We start from the raw sequence: 23,274 nt of genomic DNA on the forward strand, positions 1-23,274 counted from the left end.
ATATCAATGGGAAAATTTTATGAAATAATTAAAGCTATTTGGTTTTATATTAGAACTATCTCTATATAAAATAATATATAAATATGATATTTATGTTTCGAAATTATTTTATTTGTTTTAGATCAATTGGTTATGTTTTTATTCCTCTGTCGTAAAAATGTTTTGAAAAATAAAGATGAATATTGGGATTGATTTCAATGAAAAAAACTTAGACTGAGTGTAAATATTTTTTATTACCGAAGACTGAATGTTATTGGTTGTTGGAACTTTTATTTTAAATAAATGCGTTAAAGTGAGATTAATTTGTTTTTCAGTATAAAATTGGGGTTTGTTAATCGTAATATGACTATATTTCAAAATTAAATACTATTTTTAATCACCATACCGAAAATGTTAGCGAAATTGACATTCGGTCATTCTCTTTTGTGTGTGAATTTCAAACAATATAGTATGAGTTATTTACATTAGTAATTATATGGATATTGTTATCATTTGTAGATAACGTTAGATGATCGTATTCAGATTTGTCTGAGAAGGTATTAGTTCAATCACTCATTAATTTTCAGTTTTGTTATCAATGGATTTTATATTTCTCATTTATAGCTGAAATATCGCCAATTAAATGACAATTCCTTGAACTAAGATAAGGAAATTGTTTTTATCCGCATTAAGATCAAGAGCGTCTTATATAATTATCTCTTATTCTTTGGCCTCATTTTTGAAAGAACTTTTTGGGCATTACATGTCAAACAGCGCACTCAACCGCCGCTGGGCGGAACTTTTATTGGAAGCATTAACCCGCCACGGATTGCGTCATATCTGCATTGCTCCCGGCTCTCGTTCAACATCATTGACATTGGCTGCCGCAGAAAATCATAAGTTGATCTGTCATACTCATTTTGATGAGCGCGGGTTGGGCTATTTGGCTTTAGGGTTGGCAAAAGCGGGCAAAGAGCCGATTGCGGTTATTGTGACGTCTGGAACGGCAGTTGCCAATTTGTATCCTTCTCTAATTGAAGCAGGATTGACGGGAGAGCGATTGGTATTTCTCACCGCGGACAGGCCGTCTGAATTAATCGATTGTGGTGCCAATCAGGCTATTCGTCAGGTAGGCATTTTTGCCTCTCATCCCGCGCAAACTTTAGCCCTGCCACGACCAACCAGAGAGATCCCTGCCAGTTGGTTGATTTCTTCCATCGATAATGCAATGTCAAACCTGAAACAAGGTGCTCTACATATTAATTGCCCGTTTGCGGAGCCTTTGTATGGTAATGAGATGACAGCGCATCAAGATTGGTTGCAAACATTGGGGGATTGGTGGCAAGGGAATGAACCGTGGTTGACCCTGCCAGAAATGCATACCACCATCAAGGCAGTTGATTGGGATATCTGGCAGAAAAAACAGGGAATTGTACTGGCAGGGAGAATGAGCGCAGAAGAGGGCAACTATGTTGCCCAGTGGGCAAAAGAGATGGGATGGCCGCTTATTGGTGATGTGTTGTCTCAAACGGGGCAGCCTTTGCCATGTGCAGATTTATGGCTGACTCACTCCCGCACTCAGGAGATTCTGGCGCAAGGGCAATTGGTGATCCAATTTGGCGCCAGCCTGACAGGTAAGCGACTGTTGCAATGGCAGGCTAAATGCCAACCTGAGCAGTATTGGATTGTCGATCCCATTGCCGGCAGGCTTGATCCTGCAAACCATAGAGGGCGCAAATTTACTTGCAGTGTGACTGATTGGTTACGGGAACATCCCGCATATTCACGAGTACCTTGGGCAGATGAATTGAATTCATGGTCAAAAAGCGCGTTTAAGTGTGTTGAAACAAAGTTGACGGGAGAATTCAGCGAGGCAGCGGTTGCGCATCAACTGCATCAATTGCTGCCAGGACAGGGACAATTGTTTGTCGGAAATAGCTTGATTGTGCGCTTAGTTGATGCTTTGGGGCAGCTTCCCGTGGGTTATCCGGTTTACAGTAACCGAGGTGCCAGTGGTATAGATGGCTTGATTGCGACCGCAGCAGGCGTACAGCGGGCGACAAATAAACCGACACTCACGATTATAGGTGATATCTCGGCCCTCTATGATCTAAATAGCCTGGCTTTATTACGCAATCTTTCTGAACCGATGTTATTGATCATAGTGAATAATAATGGCGGGCAGATTTTTTCTCTGTTACCAACACCGCAGGAAGAACGCCAGCGTTTTTACTGTATGCCGCAAGATGTCAATTTTGATCATGTTGCTGCCATGTTCGGCTTAAACTATGCGGCACCACAAAATTGGCCGGCATTAAAACGGTGTGCCCAACAAGTATGGGATCGTAAGGAGACGACATTGGTTGAGTTAAAAGTTCCAGGCAATGCCGGAGTGGTCTGCCTGCAAGAACTGCTCAAACAGGTGGCGTCTTTGTGAAACTAAATTTTCGGACATTTCATACACATAACCAAGGGACATGGTTAGTTTGGTTGCATGGATTATTGGGAACCGGCGACGATTGGTCTTCTGTCGTGGATGCTTGTGATCGATATCCTTCACTGGTTATTGATTTACCCGGGCACGGTAATTCTGCTGATGTAGCCTTAACCGGCGGTTTTGCTGAGATGAGTGAATTGTTGGGAGCAACCTTAGCGGAGTGTCCAATCAATGAGTACTGTTTGATTGGCTATTCACTGGGAGGACGAATTGCCATGTACCATGCGCTCTATGGCAAACAAAATGGCTTGCGCGGATTGCTGGTGGAAGGCGGAAATCCGGGTCTGTTTTCCCAGCAGGAGCGTGATGTGCGATTACGCAATGATCAGCATTGGGCACAGCGTTTTCGTCAGGAGCCAATGGCGTCAGTCTTGCCTGATTGGTATCAACAACCGATATTTGCTGATTTAACGACGGCACAACGTGAGCAACTTATTCATCTGCGCAGTCAAAACAGGGGAGATCGTATCGCAGATATGCTGGAAAATACCTCTTTAGGCCGCCAACCTTGGCTGGTTTCTGCTTTACAGCACATATCTATTCCTTTCTCTTACTTATGTGGGGAAAATGATCGTAAATTCCAGAGCATAGCGCAGCAATATACACTGCCATTAACAACTATTCCTCAAGTTGGACATAATGCTCATTACGGCAATCCTGCGGCTTTTACCAGTGCAGTGAACTGTTTTTTATCACTTTTTGGTTAAGGAAACACAATAATGCGTTACCCAAGCGAAGAAAAATTGTATGCCTCTATTGAATGGCAAGATTGTTCCCAAGGGTTTGAAGATATTCTCTACCATAAATCCACAGACGGCATTGCCAGAATTACGATTAATCGCCCGCAGGTACGTAATGCGTTCCGTCCCCTGACAGTCAAAGAGATGATTCAGGCGTTGGCAGATGCCCGTTATGACGAGGAAATTGGTACGATTATTCTGACGGGAATGGGGGAAAAAGCGTTTTGTGCTGGAGGCGACCAAAAAATCCGTGGCGATTATGGTGGCTATAAAGATGACAGCGGAGTACACCATCTGAATGTATTGGATTTTCAGCGGCAGATCCGTACCTGTCCAAAACCTGTCGTTGCCATGGTTGCTGGCTATGCCATTGGCGGTGGCCACGTCCTGCATTTGATGTGTGATTTGACCATTGCAGCGGATAATGCCATTTTCGGTCAAACAGGCCCTAAAGTCGGTTCCTTCGATGGCGGTTGGGGGGCATCGTATATGGCGCGGATCGTAGGACAGAAAAAGCGCGCGAGATCTGGTTCCTGTGTCGCCAATACAATGTCAAAGAAGCCTTGGATATGGGACTGGTTAACACCGTCGTGCCTTATGCCGAATTGGAAAAAGAAACTGTGCGCTGGTGTCGTGAAATGCTGGAAAACAGCCCAATGGCGTTGCGTTGCCTGAAAGCGGCATTGAACGCAGATTGTGATGGTCAGGCGGGTTTACAGGAGTTGGCGGGCAACGCTACCATGCTGTTCTACATGACCGAAGAAGGGCAGGAAGGGCGTAATGCGTTCAACGAAAAACGCCATCCTGATTTCAGTAAGTTCAAGCGTAATCCGTAAGTTGTCTCCATTATGCGTAAAGCCACGTTGTACCTATTCAGCCTGCCCATGGAGGCAGGCATTATTCTGCGTTATCAGCGCCTGAAAACCCGTGACGGTTTTTTGGTGCACTTGCAGGAAAATGGACAAGACGGTTGGGGTGAAATTTCCCCATTGCCTGAATTTAGCCATGAAACGCCTGAACAAGCTAAAGCGTCGGCGGTGGAATGGCTGCAACAATGGTGCCTGGGTACACAGCCAGAAGAGAGCGATCTTCCTTGCGTTGCGTTTGGCATAAGCTGTGCACTGGCTGAATTACAGGGAGCGTTGCCTGAAACAGCCAATTATTGCAAGGCGCCGTTATGTACGGGCGATCCCGATGATGTGATTCTGCGTTTGGGAAGTATGACAGGCCAGAAGATTGCCAAAGTGAAAATTGGGCTGTATGAAGCCGTACGGGATGGCATGGTCGTCAATGTAATGCTCGAGGCGGTGCCTGATCTCCGGTTGCGATTAGATGCTAACCGCAGTTGGACACGCACAAAAGCAGAGGGTTTCGCTAAGTATGTCAATCCAGATTATCGGCACCGAATTGCTTTTATTGAAGAACCCTGCAAAACCCGTGAAGAATCTCTGGCGTTTGCTCGTGAAACGGGCATCGCCATTGCATGGGATGAAAGTGTCCGAGAAGCCGGTTTTACAGTAGAAGCTCAGGAGGGCGTCTCTGCTATTATCATCAAACCGACATTGACAGGCAGTATTGACCGTTGCTGTCAATTAATTACCGAGGCACATCAGTTAGGGTTAGAGGCAGTGATTAGCTCCAGCATTGAAAGTAGCTTTGGTTTGACACAATTGGCTCGTCTTGCTCAATGGCTCACACCTGATTCACTTCCGGGCCTGGATACTTTGGATCTTATCCAGTCACAACTTATCCGTTGTTGGCCTGATAGTCATATTCCATGTGTCATGCTGGATAAGCTGACTATGGTGTGGAGTCATAAATGTTAGTAAGAGAGTGGACTCAATGGCCGTGGCAGCATTGGGCTGCGGCCTTACCTGAAAAACAGGCCATTCAGTTAGATGATGAGCAACTAACCTGGCATCAATTAACGCAAAGAATCAATGCTATTGCTGTCCATTTCCACCAACAGAGCGTTGTGGAAGGTAGTGGTGTGATCCTGAGAGGCAAGAACAGCGCGGAACTTCTGTTATGTTACCTGGCTGCCCTGCGATGTGGTGCCAGAGCGTTACCTCTTAATCCTCAGTTACCTGATCGGTTGCTGGCGGAGTTATTGCCTCATCTCAATATGGATTATGGGGTGGATTTCACGGACTCACCTTCGCATGTTATGCCAGTTAAGATACTTGACTGGCAACAAAAGTTTCCGGTCCAATATGATTGGCGGGCAAAAAACAACCTATTGGTGGAGTGGGAAAGTCAACGTCCTGCCAGCATGATCCTGACCTCTGGCTCTTCTGGGTTGCCCAAGGCTGCGGTACATTCCATTGGTGCTCATCTGGCCAGTGCACAAGGCATTCTTTCCCGCATGGACTTTCAGCCAGATGATAGTTGGTTACTGTCATTGCCCCTGTTTCATGTTTCAGGTCAGGGGATCCTTTGGCGTTGGTTACAAACAGGAGCAACATTAGTGCTGCGGAATTTATATCCGCTGGATCGCGCGCTGTCTGGTTGTACCCATGCATCACTTGTGCCTACTCAACTGTGGCGTTTGCTGGAACAACCCCATAAATATCCATTGACATTAAAAGAAGTGTTATTGGGAGGCGCTATGATACCAACGTCGCTGACTCAACGAGCTGAGGAACTGGGTATTCGTTGTTGGTGTGGCTATGGACTGACAGAAATGGCATCAACTGTTTGTGCAAAACGCGCTGATGGGCTGCCTGGGGTAGGCAATCCACTTCCTGGAAAATCCATTCGCTTAGTCGATGAAGAAATTCAGATCCGCGCTGATAGTATTGCGAATGGCTATTGGTTTAACGGGGAATTGCAGCCATTGGCAGATAATGAAGGATGGTTTTCGACACGGGACCGAGGCGTATTTGAACGGGGGGAATTACGGATCTTAGGGCGTCTCGACAACCAATTTTTCAGTGGGGGTGAGGGTATCCAGCCAGAAGATATTGAGCGGATCATTAATCAACACCCTCAAATTGAACAAAGTTTTGTTATTCCTATTCCTGATATTGAATTCGGTCATCGGCCAGTCGCGGTAATTGAAACTCAATATCCTGCGCTAACAGAAACAATGATTGATTGGCTTGCGGATAAAACTGCGGCTTTTCAGCGGCCTGTTGTCTGCTATGTGTTACCTGCACAACTGAAAAATGGAGGAATAAAGGTTTCGCGCCAACAAGTTAAGCAATGGATAACGGAAATAAATAGTAAATATCATAAATAGTAACGTTATTTACATATCTTTATAAATCTAAACATTTTCTTGCTTTTGTGATCTATGTCACCACGTTGGTTTGAGTACAATATCTTAGCCCATATGGGCAGTTACCAATTAAAGGACAAGATGATGAAAGGCTTTATTACTATTGGCGCCGCGAGTTTGCTTTTTATTGCTGACTCAGCAAATGCTCTCTCTATAGATGCTCAGCTGGGAAAACACAGCACAAGCACATCAGTGGGGATTGGTGATAAATATGCCGGTCTGTCTCTGACAGGTAACTGGACTCGCAGTGATCACAATGGCCAGCTAGGTAGTTTAGGTTTAGGCTTCGGTCTGCCATTTGGTCCATTAGCTGCAAACGTCGGTGCGAAAGGGCTTTATTTCCGATGGTTTTTATGTTGGTGCCGGTTTGCGTTTTTAATTAGACGAAAATGTTGCAAGGTTATCCGCATTAATATTGATGCGAATAACCTCAGACAGGATAACGTTACCCCACGTTTGGCAGTAGACCTGTGACAATGCCAATTTGAATGGCAATAACGGCGAGTCCACACAGGAAAACAAAGACTAATGCAGGTTTACCTCCTTTGACACGATAACCTTCCTTATTTTCTTCACGACTACGCCAAACCAACAGGGACGGCAATAATAGCGCGAGAATGGAGAGCGCAACCGCCGCAAATGTCAGTGCCATAACAAAATTAGGGTAATACAGAGCACATATTAGTGGTGGAACAAAAGTCATTAACCCTGTTTGTAAACGCCCTTTGGCGTGATTGCGGCGCTTAAAAAGGTCAGCAAGGTAATCAAATAACCCCAGGGCAACACCGAGAAATGAGGTGGCTAGCGCAAGATCGGCAAACAGATGAACGGCAAACTCTACTTTAGGTGCAGCGACAATTTCTCTGACTGCTTTCAATAATCCATTCAGGCCAGATTCCTGCGCAAGAATGCCAACAAACGTATTTGAAGAAATAGCCCCGAGCGTTACTAATTGCCACAGAATATAGGCTAACAGGGGAATGGCACTACCGATAACAAAGATTTTCCGTAGCTTGTTGGTATCTCCTCCCATATAGGCAACGATACTTGGCACACTACCGTGAAATCCGAATGAAGTAAAAATGACCGGGATGGCAGAGAGTGCTAATCCTTGCTCAATGGGCATGGAGATCAGGTTGATTTTATCAACATGAGGCATCATTACGCCGAGTACGATTATCAGAAAAACAATTTTAGCAGTAAACAGCAGGCGGTTAATAAAATCGACAGATTGGGTTCCAATACAGACTATCCCACCACCAATAATAGTAAAAATGCTGATCCCGGCAGAGACAGAAACCGGTTTATCCAACCAAGAAGAAAGGGAAGTCGCCAGTAACTCACCCGCACCACTAATATAAGCTGTTGTCAGGGCATACATAAGGAAAAGCATACTGAAACCAGTCAACACCTGCCCACCTAACCCAAGGTAGCGTTTTGCGATAGTTCCTAACCCAGTATTACATTTATTATGTTGATACACTTCCACGAGCAAGAGTGCTGTATAGCTCATTAAAGCCCACAGGATGACTAACATAGCAAATGTAGTTCCAAATCCCACACCTGCCGTTGCCAATGGCATTGCTAACATCCCTGCACCAATCGTCGTTCCAGCAACGATAAAAATACTGCCAATAGTGCGATTTTTCACGCGATCCTCATTTCTGAATATGTTGAGAAAAAGTTATAAGACTCGCAGGTTAAAGGATTGATTTATGTCTGTCAAATCTATGGTACACATAATGTAAATAAATAATTACACATTGGATGGCGCTTATAATTTGTTACTAAAATGTATTATTTATGTAATTCTAAGAGAAAATAGAAACATACTAAGTTAAAAAACAATCAGAAACTTCTTTGTCTGGTAACATGATTTATTAGTATGTTAAATAACTTTATAGCTTGGGTATGAGAGGTTAGTTAATCAGGTCAATAAAGGAGAAAATTGAGAAGATAGAAGGGGAATATATGCGGAAGATTTTAAATTGGGTATATAAAGTAAAAACCCGCTATTTCACCGGTTGGTTACGGGAAATAACGGGTTCTTGTATGGTGCCGGCTACCGGAGTCGAACTGGTGACCTACTGATTACAAGTCAGTTGCTCTACCAACTGAGCTAAGCCGGCGAAATTTGGCGGAAGGATAGAGATTCGAACTCTAGGATGGTTTCCCATCGGCGGTTTTCAAGACCGCTGCCTTCGACCGCTCGGCCATCCTTCCATGGCGCGAGATTATGCCTATATCATTTTGATGTGTCTAGCCCCTAAAGAAAAAAAATCGTGTTTTTTTACTGTTTGCTCAATCTTCGATCTGTAATGGCCTTTTCATTCGCTAACCTGCTAATATTAAGCGCAGTACACTGGCTTATTTATCGACGGGTTGATGTCGCATTGACCAAAATATATTCATACTAAAGGCAACCATCCAAAGAATGTATAAACAACCACCTATCAAGCCATCTGCTATTCCTCGTTTTTACGCGTTATTTTTTACTTTGCTTTTTACGTCTCTATTTTTATTCGGGTATAACTATTTTGATATTTGGCTGATGGAGAAAAAATATGCTATCAGTAGTGTAACCGCTAAGATGAGATTGCAGATTAAAGATTATCGTTACCATGCAAGTCATATTTTTGAACAGTCAAATACGCTGCCAATCTCCTCTCAGGAGAATATGCCCTTGTTTAAATTGCGTCCCGATGTCTATTGGCTAGAAAATCGTTATCAAACTGTTGATGCCATTATTTTTGGTCAATATAACGACTCGAGTGTCCAACTTGCTGAGCATTTATCTAGCTATTTGGATATTCTCTGGGGTGCTCATAATGAATACTTATCCATGTACTACCTCAATGGGCAGGATAATAATTTGTTATTGATAACAACCTATCCGATTCTAAAACCAGAAATCAGGTTCAAAGAGAGCTATCTGACTCTGAATTCTGAAACCAAACGCACCGAGATGTTGGATCAATCTTCTGCTTTGGAGGAAAAAGAGAGCATTTCCTCTATTAATGTATTACGTGGTGAAAATATTTATTTCTACACCTATAAAGCTGCATTTAATGCAACAGGGCAATTAACCACCATTATTGCTTTTGATTTACCCATTAATAACCTTTTGCCGGTTGATATGCCACCCGCAAACTTCCGTGTGAATGCGATCAACTTACATGAGCCTGAAGCTTCCGATAAAGCTGAGGTTTCATTAAACGGCTTTTGGCTAGAATTTTCTCAGCCTCTTGATGTCATGCCGTATAAATTGATTTATCAAGTCCCACTGAAGGTACTGATTGTAGATTTGTTGTTCAGGAATGTATGGCTTTTGCTTTCAATATTGTTTTTCTTTCTGTTTTCTTTAAGCGGGTTGTTTTATATTCGTAGGCGATATATTGCACCGAATGCTTCTATGGATCATGAACTGAAAATTAAGAATGCCCTAAATAGTGATATTATCTCCAATGTTCCTGTTGGAGTCGTGGTTTATGATTTTGAATCAAATCAGATAATGATAATTAATAAAATTGCGGAGCAGTTAATACCCTATCTGGATTTGAATAAAGTCAGAGCGGTGGCACAACAACATCATGGTGTAATTCAGACATCCATTGACGAAGCGGTTTATGAAGTAAAAATGTATAACAATAGCTTATTACCAGAAACTTACCTATTTTTACTACAAGACAAAGATCAGGAAGTCATGGCAAATAAACGATTGCAATTTGCTCATCGTGAATATGATAAAAGCATTCAGATTAGGCGTTCTATGCTTTCAAATATTAATAATGAAATAAAATATCCTATTAGCAATATTAATGATATTACCAACCAATTGAAGCAATTATCACAAGATGAAAATGGGCAAAAGTTATTAGATAGGTTATTAGATAAATCAAAATATATCACCGAATGGGTTGAAAATATTTCATTACTCAATGAGTTGGAGCTGGGCGATTGGCAGCCGGAAAGTGAAATATTTTCCCTATCTTCACAATTGGAACATATTTTGAAAATCTCTTTACCTATATTAAATGCCAAAGGTTTGAGAGTTTATTATCATTTTAATATTTCTCGTGAGTCTTTATTCATCGGGGATAGGGTAGCATTAAGTAAAATTGTTACATTGTTGTTTAATTATGCAATAACGATGACCAGCTATGGTAAAATATCATTGGTTGTTAATGGTTCAGGTAAATATGATAACCATATTCAGATTGAGTTGATAGATAGTGGCGTTGGTTTAAGTGAAAGAGATTTAACCAGCTTAACTTATCCTTTTCTGAACCAATCCGTGGAAGATAAGTACTCTACAAATTCTGGCATGACTTTTTATTTATGTAATCAGTTGAGCAAAAGAATGGGAGGAAGCCTTGATATTAAAAGTAAGTTGGGGTTGGGAACACATTATGTTATCAATCTGCCCCTATTGCAGCATGAAGATGAAAATAGCGAAACGCCCCCACTTTTGGAAGGGATCACGATTTTAATTGATATTAATAACCCTGAGATCAGCAAAATCGTCCATACTTATCTCAATAATTATGGTGCTACATACTTTGATAAAAGAAAAGAAGGCACTACGGAAGAATACGATATTATCCTTACGGATAAGCTGTATAAAGAGGAAAAGCGGTACAAACATGAAAAACCAACTATAATATTAGTGGGAAGTTTAGCAGGATTGAAGCAGTTGAAGCCGGGAATGGTTCAGTGCAATTACAATCTTGCTGATGATATTATCAATGCAATATCGTTTCTGATCGAAGAAAATTTCAGTTTAGATGAAATCAGGGAAATTCCTGAATTTCTAAATCAGCAGGTGATTTAGCTAAAGGTGTTGATTTATTTGAGAATGTTGATAGCAGTATTTGCAATATCCTCAAAATTTATCAAACGCAGTTGGCAGACAGTGACTACAGGAAATTGTTTATAGAGACAGTACCTATGGATATCACCAGACTGTATACAGATATAGAACGACATGATTTGATATCACTTTCGCAAACGGTACACCGCCTTAAGGGTGCGTTTGCTGTGTTGGATTTAAAATTTCTTAGGTCATCATGTGAGGCGTTGGAAAAACACATAGCAGACAATAATGAAGTAGAAATCAAAAGTAGCATCAGCCTCATTGATTCCTTTGTCACAAAGCTGTTGCAGCAAGGTAACCAATAATATGAATAACCTTAATGTCATTATTGCCGATGACCATCCCATCGTTTTGTTTGGCATCCGTAAGTCACTTGAACAAATTGAGTGGATTAATGTAGTCGGTGAATTTGAAAATTCAACGACGCTCATTAATAGCTTGCCACATATAGAAGCAAATGTTCTCATAACAGACTTGTCAATGCCTGGGGATAAATATGGTGATGGTATCACCCTGATAAAATATATTAAACGTCATTACCCAACATTGGCAATCATTGTTCTTACAATGAACAATAATCCGGCTATTTTAAGTGCTATACTTGAGCTTGATATTGAGGGAATCGTGTTAAAGCAAGGAGCACCAACAGATTTACCTAAAGCACTTTCTGCTTTGCAAACGGGGAAGCAGTTTACGCCTGAAAGTGTTTCTAAGTTACTTGAAAAGGTTAATGCTAATGGATATGGGGATAAGCGTTTATCTCCTAAAGAGAGTGAAGTCCTGCGTTTATTTGCTGACGGTTTTCTTGTTACTGATATTGCCAAAAAACTTAATCGTAGTATTAAGACAATTAGTAGCCAGAAGAAATCCGCCATGATAAAACTGGGGGTCGATAACGATATTGCATTGCTTAACTATTTATCTTCTGTCACTATCGATAAAGATATTGGTAACTAACCAATGTGTTATCTTTTCTAATGGAAAATCGGTAACTGCTGCTACCGATTTTCCATCATTCATAGCTCAATATGTATGAGTTTAAATATCGCTGTATTTAATTAATGTTTCTTTTAATATAGCCAATGTTACAGGTTTTGACAGGCAGTCATTCATGCCCACATTAGTACAACGCTGTTTTTCTTCTGCCAGTGCATTGGCAGTAATGCCGATAATGGGTTTGGTATAACCTTTGTCCCTTAAGTATTGGACAAGTTCATATCCATCCATATTTGGCATGTTAACATCCGTTAGAATAATATCTGGTGAGTTGTTTTTAAGATATTCAATGGCTTCAATACCATCATTAACCATTGATGCACTAAACCCTATTGAGTTTAATTGGTCGGCCAGTAAGTTCTGATTAATAGGGTGGTCATCAACGACCAATACTTTAACTGTATTTAAACAAATATCAGTTTGGACTGTTTTATCTGTAACAGGGATTGTTGATACAGAAATACCTGGCAAGAGAGCCTGTTCTGCCAGGAGATTATCCAGCATATTATCCAGTTCATTCAGTTCATAAGTGTTATATAACCAATAATTTTCTCTAATTTGTTCTGGCAAACCGATATGTTCCTCTGATATTTCTATAAAGTAACATACAGAAATGTTTGGTTTATTAGCTCGATCGCTAATTAGTATTTCTGTGCCATTTACTTGGCTTTCGTCATAGAGGGCAACTTGGAAATGATTTTGTGTAAGAAAATTTTGTAGATATTTTTCCAGAAAATCATTGCAAATATTTAACAGAATCCTCTTTTGTGTCCGCTGGTTGGATAATTGTTTGGCATGGTATTTCACACCATATAAAGGGAGACGGATAGTAAAGATACTGCCAACATATTTTTGTGAGATGAATTCAATATCACCATCCATCAAATTAATAAGTTTTTCACAAATAGCCAGCCCTAATCCTGTACCTTGTGAGGAACTTTCTTTATTGGCACTGATTTGGAAGAAAGGCTCGAATAATTGAAATTGTAATTTATCCTCAATTCCAAGCCCGGTATCTTTAATGCTGATATATAGATAGCCATGCCTTGAGCTGATTTCAATGACAACGTAGCCAGATGCCGTGAATTTGATCGCATTGTTCAGTAAATTGGAGATAATTTGTTGTAACCTTACAGGATCATTACGGATGATATCAGGGATATCTGGTTCAATATAACAGTACAAGCCTAAGCCTTTTTTGACAACCAGGGGAAGGTAGTTTGAAATCACATGTGACAGGATCTCTTTGCAACTGAAATCCTTGGGTTCAATTTTCAATTGCTTGGATTCTATCTTCGAGAAATCGAGAATATCACTGATGATTTTCAGCAATAGTGATGATGAATTATTCATTGTTGCCAGCAATCGGGTAGATTCTGGTGGTAATGTATGAGATTGCATCAGCTCTAGATTACCAATAATGCCATAAAGTGGTGTCCTCAGTTCATGGCTGACTGTGGCAAGAAACATTGATTTTGCCTGGTTAGCTTGTTCTGCTGCTGAGGCCATTTCCTGCAAAGATTTTTCCATTTTTACACGAGCGCTGACATCTATCAGTACACAGATTGCGACTTCTTCATTACGATAACGTGAGTGTACGAAACTAATTTGCAAGTGATTATTGTTACTGGTGACGACATCAATATAGCTACTGGTTTTATCACAAATGATATCGACAATGCGTTTTTGATCTTCATGCGTCAACATTCGAGTGTAATTATGTGCTAACTCATTACTCAAGATGTTAACGCCATCACTGATCCTTAAAATACTTATCCCCACAGGTGCAGAGGCGACAATTTTATGGTTAAACTGCTCATGTTCTTCAAGGCGAATAGCATTCTCTTCAGCTGGAGAAAACATTTTACGTTCAAACAGCCAAACGAAAAAGATAATCGCAATCGCAGAAATAATATTCAAGATGATACCATTAATTACACTGACTTTTAGTTCATCGTAAATATGTTTTAGCGGTATCGAATAGATAATGCGTAATGAAGAGGGGGATAAATTCCGCATTAAGACCAGGCTGGTAAAATTTTCATCGTAACCAAAATACATCGGTTGCGAATGCGGATTTATAACGAGGGGTTTATTATTATTTTTTATCGAAAATTGCAATTCGGGATGGCTTGATTCGTTTAACATCATGACGGTGACAGGTCGATCCCTTCTTTGTAAAAAAGTTTCTAATCTGATAGATTTTTCGATACCTATAATCCCTGTCATGTGACCATTAATATAAATGGGCGTAAAAACATAAAGATTACCCCCATCCGCTTTTGGGTTAGGCTGGATCCAAAAGAGCGTTCTTTCATTGTTTTGTTCCCTCATGTTGATCAACCTGCGAGTATTCTCGTCGATCATTTTTTTTAGTGCATTAGGCTCTATGATATTGTTATGAGGGAAAAAATTCACCATGCATTTGCTTTTTACTCCAATGAAAAAAGCCTGATTTACACTGCGTATAGCGGCAATATTATCTCGCCAAAAAGCGATCAACTGATCTAATGAATATAAATTATTATGGGTGGTTTTATGTAATAGTTCACAATCGGAATTTTCATTCAAAGGAATGTACGAGAGGACATCGTTATTATGTGATACGATGGTTTGATTCTTATCATTGTCTTGTGATAAATGTTTTTCCGCCATAAATTGAATATCTCGCAGGATATTGGCGATATGTCGTATGTGAGAAAAGGCTATATCATAGTTGGCATTATATTCTTGACGAATATCTGATTTGAGTGCATTAAAAAGATTTGTTAAATAAAAGCTGGTTAATAAGGCTCCAAGCGCCCATAGCATAAATCCAAGCACCCGAAAAAGATAACGTGATATCTTTAATGACGTCCGAAAAGAAGATAGATATCTCAAGAGATCGCCTGATGAAATATATGATTAAAAATAACTGTTCACAGCATATACTAGTGTAGCAGGGAATACAAAGCAGCATTTGTATCTTGCTAATTCTTCGTCAAAAAATTGAACAAAAAAAGCAGGCACTTAAATGCCTGCTTCTCTTTTAACTCACGGTCTTTTTATTCGCTGTTCCGTTCATCAGAAGGCACCGCTACATTGTCATTTTCATCATCGTCATCTGGCTCAGCTACGCGCTGCAAGCCAACGACTTGTTCGTTTTCGGCTGTGCGGATTAGGGTGACACCTTGCGTATTGCGGCCAACAACACTGACCTCAGAAACACGGGTTCGTACTAATGTTCCTGCATTCGTAATCATCATGATCTGATCAGTTGGTTCTACCTGAATTGCGCCGATCACATTGCCATTACGTTCGCTGACTTTGATGGAAATGACCCCCTGGGTAGCCCTCGATTTCGTCGGGTATTCGCTTTCGGCAGTACGCTTGCCATAACCATTTTCAGTGACGGTCAGGATTTCTCCTTGCCCACGAGGGATGATCAGGGAAACAACTTTATCACCTTCACTGAGTTTGATACCACGAACCCCAGTTGCGGTGCGTCCCATTGCACGTACACCTTTTACGCGAACCGTACCGTCTTCCAGCGTTTCTTCCTCTTCTTCAAAGAAACGAACCACTTTACCCTTTGCAGAGAACAGCATGACCTCATTGCTGCCGTCTGTCAGGTCAACGCCGATTAACTCATCCCCTTCATTCAGATTCACGGCAATGATACCGGCACTGCGTGGACGGCTGAATTCGCTGAGCCTGGTTTTCTTAACAATACCACTGGCTGTTGCCATGAAGATATTCAGCCCATCTTCATATTCACGCACGGGTAAAATAGCTGTAATACGCTCATTCTGATCCAATGGCAGCAGGTTGACGATTGGGCGACCGCGGGCTCCACGGCTCGCTTCCGGTAATTGATAGACCTTCATCCAATACATCTTGCCCTTATTTGAGAAGCAAAGGATGGTATCGTGGGTATTGGCTACCAGTAAACGCTCAATGAAATCTTCTTCTTTGGTACGTGCGGCTGATTTGCCTTTGCCGCCACGACGCTGAGCTTCATAATCGGACAGTGGCTGATATTTGACATATCCTTGATGGGACAGTGTCACGACAACATCTTCCTGATTAATCAGGTCTTCGATGTTAATATCTGCTGAATTCTCAGTCAGCTCAGTCCGGCGGGCATCGTTATATTGTCCTTTGATAACCAGCAATTCTTCACGAATGACTTCCATCAAGCGTTCTGGGTTTTCCAAAATGAACAACAGTTCCGCGATAGCTTTCAGCAGATCACGATACTCATCAAGCAGTTTTTCATGCTCAAGACCGGTCAGTTTTTGCAGACGTAGATCCAAAATAGCCTGTGCTTGCTGTTCGGTCAGGTAATATTTATCGTCACGGATACCGTATTCTGGTTCCAGCCATTCAGGGCGGGCAGCATCGTCGCCCGCTTGTTCCAGCATAGAGGCAACATTACCCAATTCCCACGCCTGGGCAATTAAGCTGGCTTTCGCTTCCGCAGGTGTGGAGGCTCTGCGGATCAATTCGATAACAGGATCGATGTTCGCCAGGGCAACAGCCAATGCCTCAAGGATATGGGCCCGTTCGCGAGCTTTACGCAGTTCAAAAATCGTCCGGCGTGTAACGACTTCACGGCGGTGGCAAACAAAAGCAGAAAGAATATCTTTCAGGTTAAGTAACTTGGGCTGTCCCTGATGCAGGGCAACCATATTGATACCAAATGAAACCTGTAATTGGGTCAGTGAATACAGGTTATTCAGGACAACTTCCCCAACAGCATCACGTTTTACTTCGATAACGATGCGCATTCCATCTTTATCGGATTCATCACGCAGTGCACTGATCCCCTCAATGCGCTTCTCTTTTACCAGTTCGGCTATCTTTTCGATCAGGCGGGCTTTGTTGACCTGATAAGGGATTTCATTGACGATAATGGTTTCGCGGCCATTTTTCTCATTAGTTTCAATTTCTGCGCGGGCACGGATATAAATTTTACCGCGACCTGTACGGTAGGCTTCCTGAATGCCACGGCGTCCGTTGATAATAGCAGCGGTCGGGAAGTCAGGACCCGGGATATATTCCATCAAGCCTTCAATGCTGATGTTTTCATCATCAATGTAAGCCAGGCAACCATCGATCACCTCAGATAAGTTATGAGGTGGAATGTTGGTTGCCATACCGACGGCAATCCCTGATGAACCATTCACCAGTAAATTGGGGATACGAGTTGGCATTACCTCGGGAATTTGTTCTGTGCCATCATAGTTGGGCACAAAGTCGACAGTTTCTTTTTCCAGGTCTGCCAGCAATTCATGGGCAATTTTTGCCATGCGCACTTCGGTATAACGCATCGCTGCCGCAGAATCGCCATCTACTGATCCAAAGTTCCCCTGACCGTCAACCAGCATATAGCGCATGGAGAATGGTTGTGCCAGACGAACAATCGTGTCATAAACAGCGCTGTCACCATGTGGGTGGTATTTACCGATAACATCCCCAACTACGCGGGCAGATTTTTTATAAGGTTTATTCCAATCATTTCCCAATACATTCATCGCGAAAAGTACGCGGCGGTGTACTGGCTTCAGTCCGTCACGAACATCTGGCAGTGCGCGTCCAACAATAACGGACATCGCATAATCCAGATACGAGCTTTTCAGCTCTTCTTCGATATTGACCGGTGTGATTTCTCTGGCAATGTCGCTCATGGAGCCACTGTCCCTCATACTCCGAATTCAAAGGCTTAGAATTATACCACAAAATGGCAGTTTTATAAAAATCTGACACGGGTATTTCAAGATTAAGGCATGTATAATGGTTTCCTATCACACATCCCCATAATACTGTTACATTTTCTGTGAACCAGTTTGCTGTGAACCAGTTTGCTGTGAAGCAGTTCCTAGGAGCGATATTGCTGATGAACGTCAAAACTCCCGATTCACACATTCAATCCCATGCCAATGTGGATCAGCAGGAAATCGAAAAATTTGAAGCCGTTGCCTCTCGTTGGTGGGATCTTGCAGGCGAATTCAAGCCATTGCACCGTATCAATCCACTGCGTTTGAACTACATTTTGCAACATGCTGATGGCCTTTTTGGCAAAAAAGTGCTGGATGTTGGGTGTGGCGGCGGTATCTTGTCGGAAAGCATGGCGCGTGAAGGTGCGGAAGTGACAGGGTTGGATATGGGTTTTGAACCCCTACAAGTTGCCCGTTTGCATGCATTGGAATCCGGCGTTTCCGTTTCTTATGTTCAGGAAACGGTAGAAAGTCACGCAGAACAACACCAACATGCTTATGATGTTGTGACTTGCCTGGAAATGCTTGAACATGTGCCCGATCCAGAGTCTGTAGTTCATGCCTGTGCCAAATTAGTCAAACCGGGTGGTCATGTTTTCTTTTCAACGATTAACCGCAACCGAAAAGCCTGGTTGATGGCAGTTGTTGGCGCTGAATATATATTGAACATGGTGCCAAAAGGAACACATGATGCGAAAAAGTTTATTCGCCCTTCTGAACTGATCAGTTGGATAGATAAGACTACGCTGAAAGAGCAACATATTATTGGTTTACATTACAATCCATTAACAGACAAATTTCGACTTGGACATAATGTAGACGTGAATTATATGTTGCATACTCGATCTGTCTGACAAAGACAGTTAAGGGATTAATAAAACAGCAACTAAATATTATTTTTAAGATTTTATTTTCCCTGTTTCGCCGATAGCCTTATGAAAGTAACATCAAGTAACTACGCAGGTTATCGGCTTTTTGCCAAAATTAATCCTCAAGTTATCCACAAAACTTCTCGATCTTGTACACTTGATAAAACCCGAAAATAACATTATCTTGTTATTACCGTTTTAATTACCCCCTATATATTGTGTTTCTTGTCATCTTGTAGTAGCAACTTGTGATGTAGTAAGTCTGTAGTAGCAAGTCGCAATAAGCAGTAGCAAAACAACAGTGAATTGTAGTTAAGCCCCAACTGGCTCTCAGCCATCTTGGGGGCATCGTGCTGTCAAGAGGTCAAGGAACAATATAGGCGGGATACGAAAAGAGAGAAGGTGTATTTCCCCATGAACCAGAGTCTGCTAGTTACCAAACGTGATGGACATAAAGAACAAATTGATCTTGATAAAATTCACCGGGTTGTTACCTGGGCTGCTGAAGGTCTGAAAAATGTCTCAGTGTCACAAGTAGAACTGCGTTCCCAGATTCAATTTTACGATGGCATCAAGACATCGGATATCCATGAAACCATGATCAAAGCTGCGGCTGACCTGATCTCCGGTGATGCTCCTGATTATCAGTATCTGGCGGCACGCCTGGCTATTTTCCACCTGCGTAAAAAAGCCTATGGTCAGTTTGAGCCACCTGCGCTGTATGACCATATCGTAAAAATGGTCAACCAGGGTAAGTACGACAAACATTTGCTGGAAGACTATGCCAAAGAAGAATTCGAGCAAATGGATAGTTTTATTGATCATTTGCGTGATATGAATTTCTCTTATGCAGCGGTCAAGCAGTTGGAAGGGAAGTATTTAGTACAAAACCGTGTGACTGGCGAGATTTACGAAAGTGCCCAGTTCCTCTACATGCTGGTTGCTGCATGCCTGTTTTCCTCTTATCCAAAAGAAACGCGTTTGGACTATATCCGTCGTTTCTATGATGCAGTGTCTACCTTTAAAATTTCGCTGCCAACGCCAATCATGGCGGGGGTTCGCACACCCACTCGCCAATTTAGTTCTTGTGTCCTGATTGAGTGTGGTGACAGCCTGGATTCTATCAATGCGACATCCAGCGCGATTGTTAAATATGTTTCCCAGCGTGCCGGCATAGGCATAAATGCGGGGCGCATCCGCGCATTGGGTAGCCCAATCCGTGGTGGTGAAGCTTTCCACACAGGCTGTATCCCATTCTACAAACATTTCCAGACGGCGGTGAAATCGTGTTCCCAGGGTGGTGTTCGTGGCGGTGCAGCAACGCTGTTCTACCCGCTTTGGCACTTGGAAGTTGAAAGCCTGCTGGTACTGAAGAACAACCGTGGTGTTGAAGGTAACCGTGTTCGTCACATGGACTATGGCGTACAAGTTAACAAACTGATGTATGAGCGCCTGATTAAAGGCGGAGACATTTCTCTGTTCAGCCCGTCTGATGTTCCGGGCTTGTACGATGCATTCTTTGAAGATCAGGAAGAATTTGAGCGCCTGTACACTCAGTATGAAAATGACAGCAGTATCCGTAAAGAGAGCATTAAAGCGGTTGAATTGTTCTCTTTGATGATGCAAGAGCGTGCTTCAACAGGCCGTATTTACATCCAAAACGTAGACCACTGCAATACTCACAGCCCGTTTAATCCGGCTATTGCACCTGTGCGTCAATCGAACCTGTGCTTGGAAATTGCATTGCCAACTAAACCACTGGACAATATTAACGATGAAAATGGTGAAATTGCGCTGTGCACGCTGTCTGCTTTCAACTTGGGAGCCATCGAAAATCTGAGTGAATTGGAAGAGTTGTCGGAGTTGGCCGTTCGTGCGCTGGATTCCTTGCTGGATTATCAGGATTATCCGATTGTCGCCGCAAAACAAGGCTCAATGGGGCGTCGAACTCTGGGTATTGGCGTAATTAACTTCGCTTATTATCTGGCGAAACACGGTGTACGTTATTCTGATAGCAGCGCTAACAACCTGACCCACAAAACATTTGAAGCGATGCAGTATTATCTGTTAAGAGCGTCAAACGAATTGGCGAAAGAGAAAGGTGCTTGTCCGTGGTTTGGTGAAACCACTTATGCACAAGGTATTTTGCCGATTGATACTTATAAAAAGACCCTGGATACCCTGACCAGCGAACCTTTGCACATGGATTGGGAAGCTTTGCGCCGTGACATTCAACAATATGGCTTGCGTAACTCAACTTTGTCTGCATTGATGCCATCAGAGACTTCTTCGCAGATCTCTAATGCGACCAATGGCATTGAACCACCGCGTGGTTATATCAGTGTAAAAGCATCCAAAGACGGTATTTTGCGTCAGGTTGTACCAGATTACGAGCTTCTGAAAGGTGCTTACGAACTGCTGTGGCAAATGCCGAGCAACGATGGTTACCTACAGTTAGTAGGGATCATGCAGAAATTTATCGATCAGTCGATTTCTGCCAATACGAACTATGATCCGGCGCGTTTCCCTAATGGCAAGGTTCCGATGAACCAATTGCTGAAAGATTTGCTGCTCGCTTACAAATATGGTGTGAAAACATTGTATTACCACAACACACGTGATGGTGCAGAAGACGTTCAAGGTGATCTGGAAGAAGTTGTTGAATCAGCAGATTCCGATTGTGAAGGCGGCGCGTGTAAGATTTAATTTGAGGAAACTATGTCCTATACCACTTTTTCACAAGTAAAAAATGATCAGCTACAAGAACCGATGTTTTTCGGTCAGTCTGTTAATGTGGCGCGTTTTGATCAGCAAAAATATCCTATTTTTGAGAAGTTGATTGAAAAACAACTCTCCTTCTTCTGGCGTCCAGAAGAAGTGGATGTTGCCCGTGATCGCATTGACTATAACGCATTGCCGGATCATGAAAAGCATATTTTCATTAGCAACCTAAAATACCAGACGCTATTGGATTCCATTCAGGGCCGTAGCCCGAATGTGGCTTTTCTGCCATTGATTTCCATTCCTGAATTGGAAACATGGGTTGAAACGTGGTCGTTTTCAGAAACGATCCACTCGCGTTCTTACACACATATTATCCGTAATATCGTGAACGATCCTTCTATCGTATTTGATGATATTGTGGAGAACGAAGAGATTTTAAAACGCGCCAAAGACATTTCCGCGTATTACGATGATCTGATCGAGATGACCAACTATTATCATCTGTTCGGTGAAGGAACGTATGATGTTGCAGGCAAAACTATTACCGTTAAGTTACGTGGATTGAAAAAGCAACTTTACTTATGTTTGATGAGCGTTAACGCCCTGGAGGCTATCCGCTTCTATGTCAGTTTTGCTTGCTCATTTGCTTTTGCTGAACGTGAATTGATGGAAGGTAACGCCAAAATTATCAAACTGATTGCTCGTGATGAAGCATTGCATTTAACGGGAACACAGCACATGTTGAACCTGTTGCGCTCTGGTCAGGATGATCCTGAAATGGCGGAAATTGCCAAAGAGTGTGAACAAGAGTGCTACGATCTGTTTGTACAGGCAGCAGAGCAGGAAAAAAGAGTGGGCTGATTATTTGTTTAAAGATGGCTCTATGATCGGCCTGAACAAAGATATTCTGTGCCAGTATGTTGAATATATCACCAATATTCGTATGCAGGCAGTTGGCTTGAAGTTACCATTTGAAACCCGTTCTAATCCGATCCCCTGGATCAATTCATGGCTGGTTTCTGATAATGTTCAAGTGGCTCCACAGGAAGTTGAAGTCAGCTCTTACTTGGTTGGTCAGATTGATTCGGAAGTCAATACTGAGGATCTCAGCGGTTTCGAACTCTGATATGGCTGATTACAAAGTTACCCTGCCGTCACGGCAGGGGTTATATATCCATTACTCTTCAGATTTGCACGACAATTTGTTGGAAGCACTGGAACATGGCAAAGTTCAGCTTGAATACCAATGTCGGCAAGGGTATTGCGGTTCTTGTCGTGTTCGCCTGGTGAAGGGCAAGATTGGATATCCTTGTAAACCACTGGCATTTGTTAATGAAGGGGAAATTTTACCCTGTAGCTGTTACCCACTGACAGATATTGAAATTGAGCCATAATTTCCTTTAATATTCCTGATCGTGGGCATATCGATTATCACGACGGTATGTCTATATCCTCACCATTTCTCCATCTGCCTCTTCACGATGTTCCAAAAATAAATAAACAAATACCTTTATTGCTATGTTTGTTCCTTTTATGCTGTTGGCAACAACGGATTGG

The 23,274-nt window shown here is 42.2% G+C and carries 14 protein-coding genes, 2 tRNA genes and 2 pseudogenes; 13 read left to right on the plus strand and 5 right to left on the minus strand.

Annotated elements, in window-relative coordinates:
• Positions 1-742 precede the first annotated feature (742 nt).
• From menD to ACSJJG_RS07045, 6 genes and pseudogenes are all read left to right on the plus strand, one after another.
• Complete coding sequence (gene menD, locus ACSJJG_RS07020; protein WP_481088908.1) at positions 743-2,416, plus strand: 2-succinyl-5-enolpyruvyl-6-hydroxy-3-cyclohexene-1-carboxylic-acid synthase; 1,674 nt, start codon at positions 743-745, stop codon at positions 2,414-2,416.
• Positions 2,413-3,183 (plus strand): 2-succinyl-6-hydroxy-2,4-cyclohexadiene-1-carboxylate synthase, encoded by a 771-nt coding sequence (menH, locus tag ACSJJG_RS07025; RefSeq protein ID WP_481088909.1) that lies wholly within the window; start codon positions 2,413-2,415, stop codon positions 3,181-3,183. The genes menD and menH overlap by 4 nt, the downstream gene beginning before the upstream one ends.
• A gap of 12 nt (positions 3,184-3,195) precedes the next feature.
• Positions 3,196-4,052, plus strand: a pseudogene (menB, locus tag ACSJJG_RS07030) (1,4-dihydroxy-2-naphthoyl-CoA synthase).
• 12 nt (positions 4,053-4,064) lie between these two features.
• A complete protein-coding gene (gene menC / locus ACSJJG_RS07035; protein ID WP_481088910.1) occupies positions 4,065-5,042 on the plus strand; it encodes an o-succinylbenzoate synthase in 978 nt (325 codons plus the stop codon).
• Positions 5,036-6,457 (plus strand): o-succinylbenzoate--CoA ligase, encoded by a 1,422-nt coding sequence (menE, locus tag ACSJJG_RS07040; protein ID WP_481088911.1) that lies wholly within the window; start codon positions 5,036-5,038, stop codon positions 6,455-6,457. The genes menC and menE overlap by 7 nt, the downstream gene beginning before the upstream one ends.
• A gap of 54 nt (positions 6,458-6,511) precedes the next feature.
• On the plus strand, positions 6,512-6,970 hold the full coding sequence (locus tag ACSJJG_RS07045; protein ID WP_481088912.1) for a YfaZ family outer membrane protein: 459 nt from the start codon (positions 6,512-6,514) through the stop codon (positions 6,968-6,970).
• On the opposite strand, the gene tyrP is transcribed toward ACSJJG_RS07045, so the two are convergent.
• The 3 genes from tyrP to ACSJJG_RS07060 all read right to left on the minus strand — a co-directional run bounded on the left by tyrP (position 6,942) and on the right by ACSJJG_RS07060 (position 8,719).
• Entirely contained in the window at positions 6,942-8,087 is a 1,146-nt protein-coding gene (tyrP, locus tag ACSJJG_RS07050) for a tyrosine transporter TyrP (protein WP_481088913.1), read from the minus strand. The two genes, ACSJJG_RS07045 and tyrP, sit on opposite strands and share 29 nt — an antisense overlap.
• Positions 8,088-8,549: 462 nt before the next feature.
• Positions 8,550-8,625, minus strand: a tRNA-Thr gene (locus ACSJJG_RS07055).
• A gap of 6 nt (positions 8,626-8,631) precedes the next feature.
• Positions 8,632-8,719, minus strand: a tRNA-Ser gene (locus tag ACSJJG_RS07060).
• 211 nt (positions 8,720-8,930) lie between these two features.
• On the opposite strand from ACSJJG_RS07060, the gene rcsD reads away from it, so the two are divergent.
• From rcsD to rcsB, 3 genes are all read left to right on the plus strand, one after another.
• Entirely contained in the window at positions 8,931-11,327 is a 2,397-nt protein-coding gene (rcsD, locus tag ACSJJG_RS07065) for a phosphotransferase RcsD (RefSeq protein ID WP_481088914.1), read from the plus strand.
• A 116-nt stretch (positions 11,328-11,443) separates the two neighbouring features.
• On the plus strand, positions 11,444-11,674 hold the full coding sequence (locus ACSJJG_RS07070; RefSeq protein WP_481088915.1) for an Hpt domain-containing protein: 231 nt from the start codon (positions 11,444-11,446) through the stop codon (positions 11,672-11,674).
• 1 nt (position 11,675) lies between these two features.
• Positions 11,676-12,326, plus strand: a complete 651-nt coding sequence (gene rcsB / locus ACSJJG_RS07075) for a response regulator transcription factor RcsB (protein ID WP_047769369.1) — start codon at positions 11,676-11,678, stop codon at positions 12,324-12,326.
• A gap of 81 nt (positions 12,327-12,407) precedes the next feature.
• Here rcsB and rcsC read toward each other — a convergent pair whose 3' ends face one another.
• On the minus strand, positions 12,408-15,245 hold the full coding sequence (gene rcsC / locus ACSJJG_RS07080; RefSeq protein ID WP_481088916.1) for a two-component system sensor histidine kinase RcsC: 2,838 nt from the start codon (positions 15,243-15,245) through the stop codon (positions 12,408-12,410).
• Positions 15,246-15,409: 164 nt separating this feature from the next.
• The gene (gene gyrA / locus ACSJJG_RS07085) at positions 15,410-18,034 is read right to left on the minus strand and encodes a DNA topoisomerase (ATP-hydrolyzing) subunit A (RefSeq protein ID WP_481088917.1); all 2,625 of its coding nucleotides are present in this window, start codon (positions 18,032-18,034) and stop codon (positions 15,410-15,412) included.
• A gap of 209 nt (positions 18,035-18,243) precedes the next feature.
• Here gyrA and ubiG point away from each other — a divergent pair, with 209 nt between their 5' ends.
• The 4 genes and pseudogenes from ubiG to yfaE all read left to right on the plus strand — a co-directional run bounded on the left by ubiG (position 18,244) and on the right by yfaE (position 23,111).
• The gene (ubiG, locus tag ACSJJG_RS07090) at positions 18,244-18,978 is read left to right on the plus strand and encodes a bifunctional 2-polyprenyl-6-hydroxyphenol methylase/3-demethylubiquinol 3-O-methyltransferase UbiG (protein WP_481088918.1); all 735 of its coding nucleotides are present in this window, start codon (positions 18,244-18,246) and stop codon (positions 18,976-18,978) included.
• A gap of 429 nt (positions 18,979-19,407) precedes the next feature.
• Positions 19,408-21,699, plus strand: a complete 2,292-nt coding sequence (gene nrdA, locus ACSJJG_RS07095) for a class 1a ribonucleoside-diphosphate reductase subunit alpha (protein WP_481088919.1) — start codon at positions 19,408-19,410, stop codon at positions 21,697-21,699.
• A 12-nt stretch (positions 21,700-21,711) separates the two neighbouring features.
• A pseudogene (gene nrdB, locus ACSJJG_RS07100) lies at positions 21,712-22,843 on the plus strand (class Ia ribonucleoside-diphosphate reductase subunit beta).
• A gap of 1 nt (position 22,844) precedes the next feature.
• Positions 22,845-23,111 carry a class I ribonucleotide reductase maintenance protein YfaE gene (gene yfaE / locus ACSJJG_RS07105; RefSeq protein ID WP_481088920.1) on the plus strand — a complete coding sequence of 89 codons (267 nt, stop codon included), beginning with the start codon at positions 22,845-22,847 and terminating at the stop codon, positions 23,109-23,111.
• Positions 23,112-23,274: the final 163 nt, after the last annotated feature.

This window comes from Xenorhabdus sp. SGI 60 (assembly GCF_056632175.1).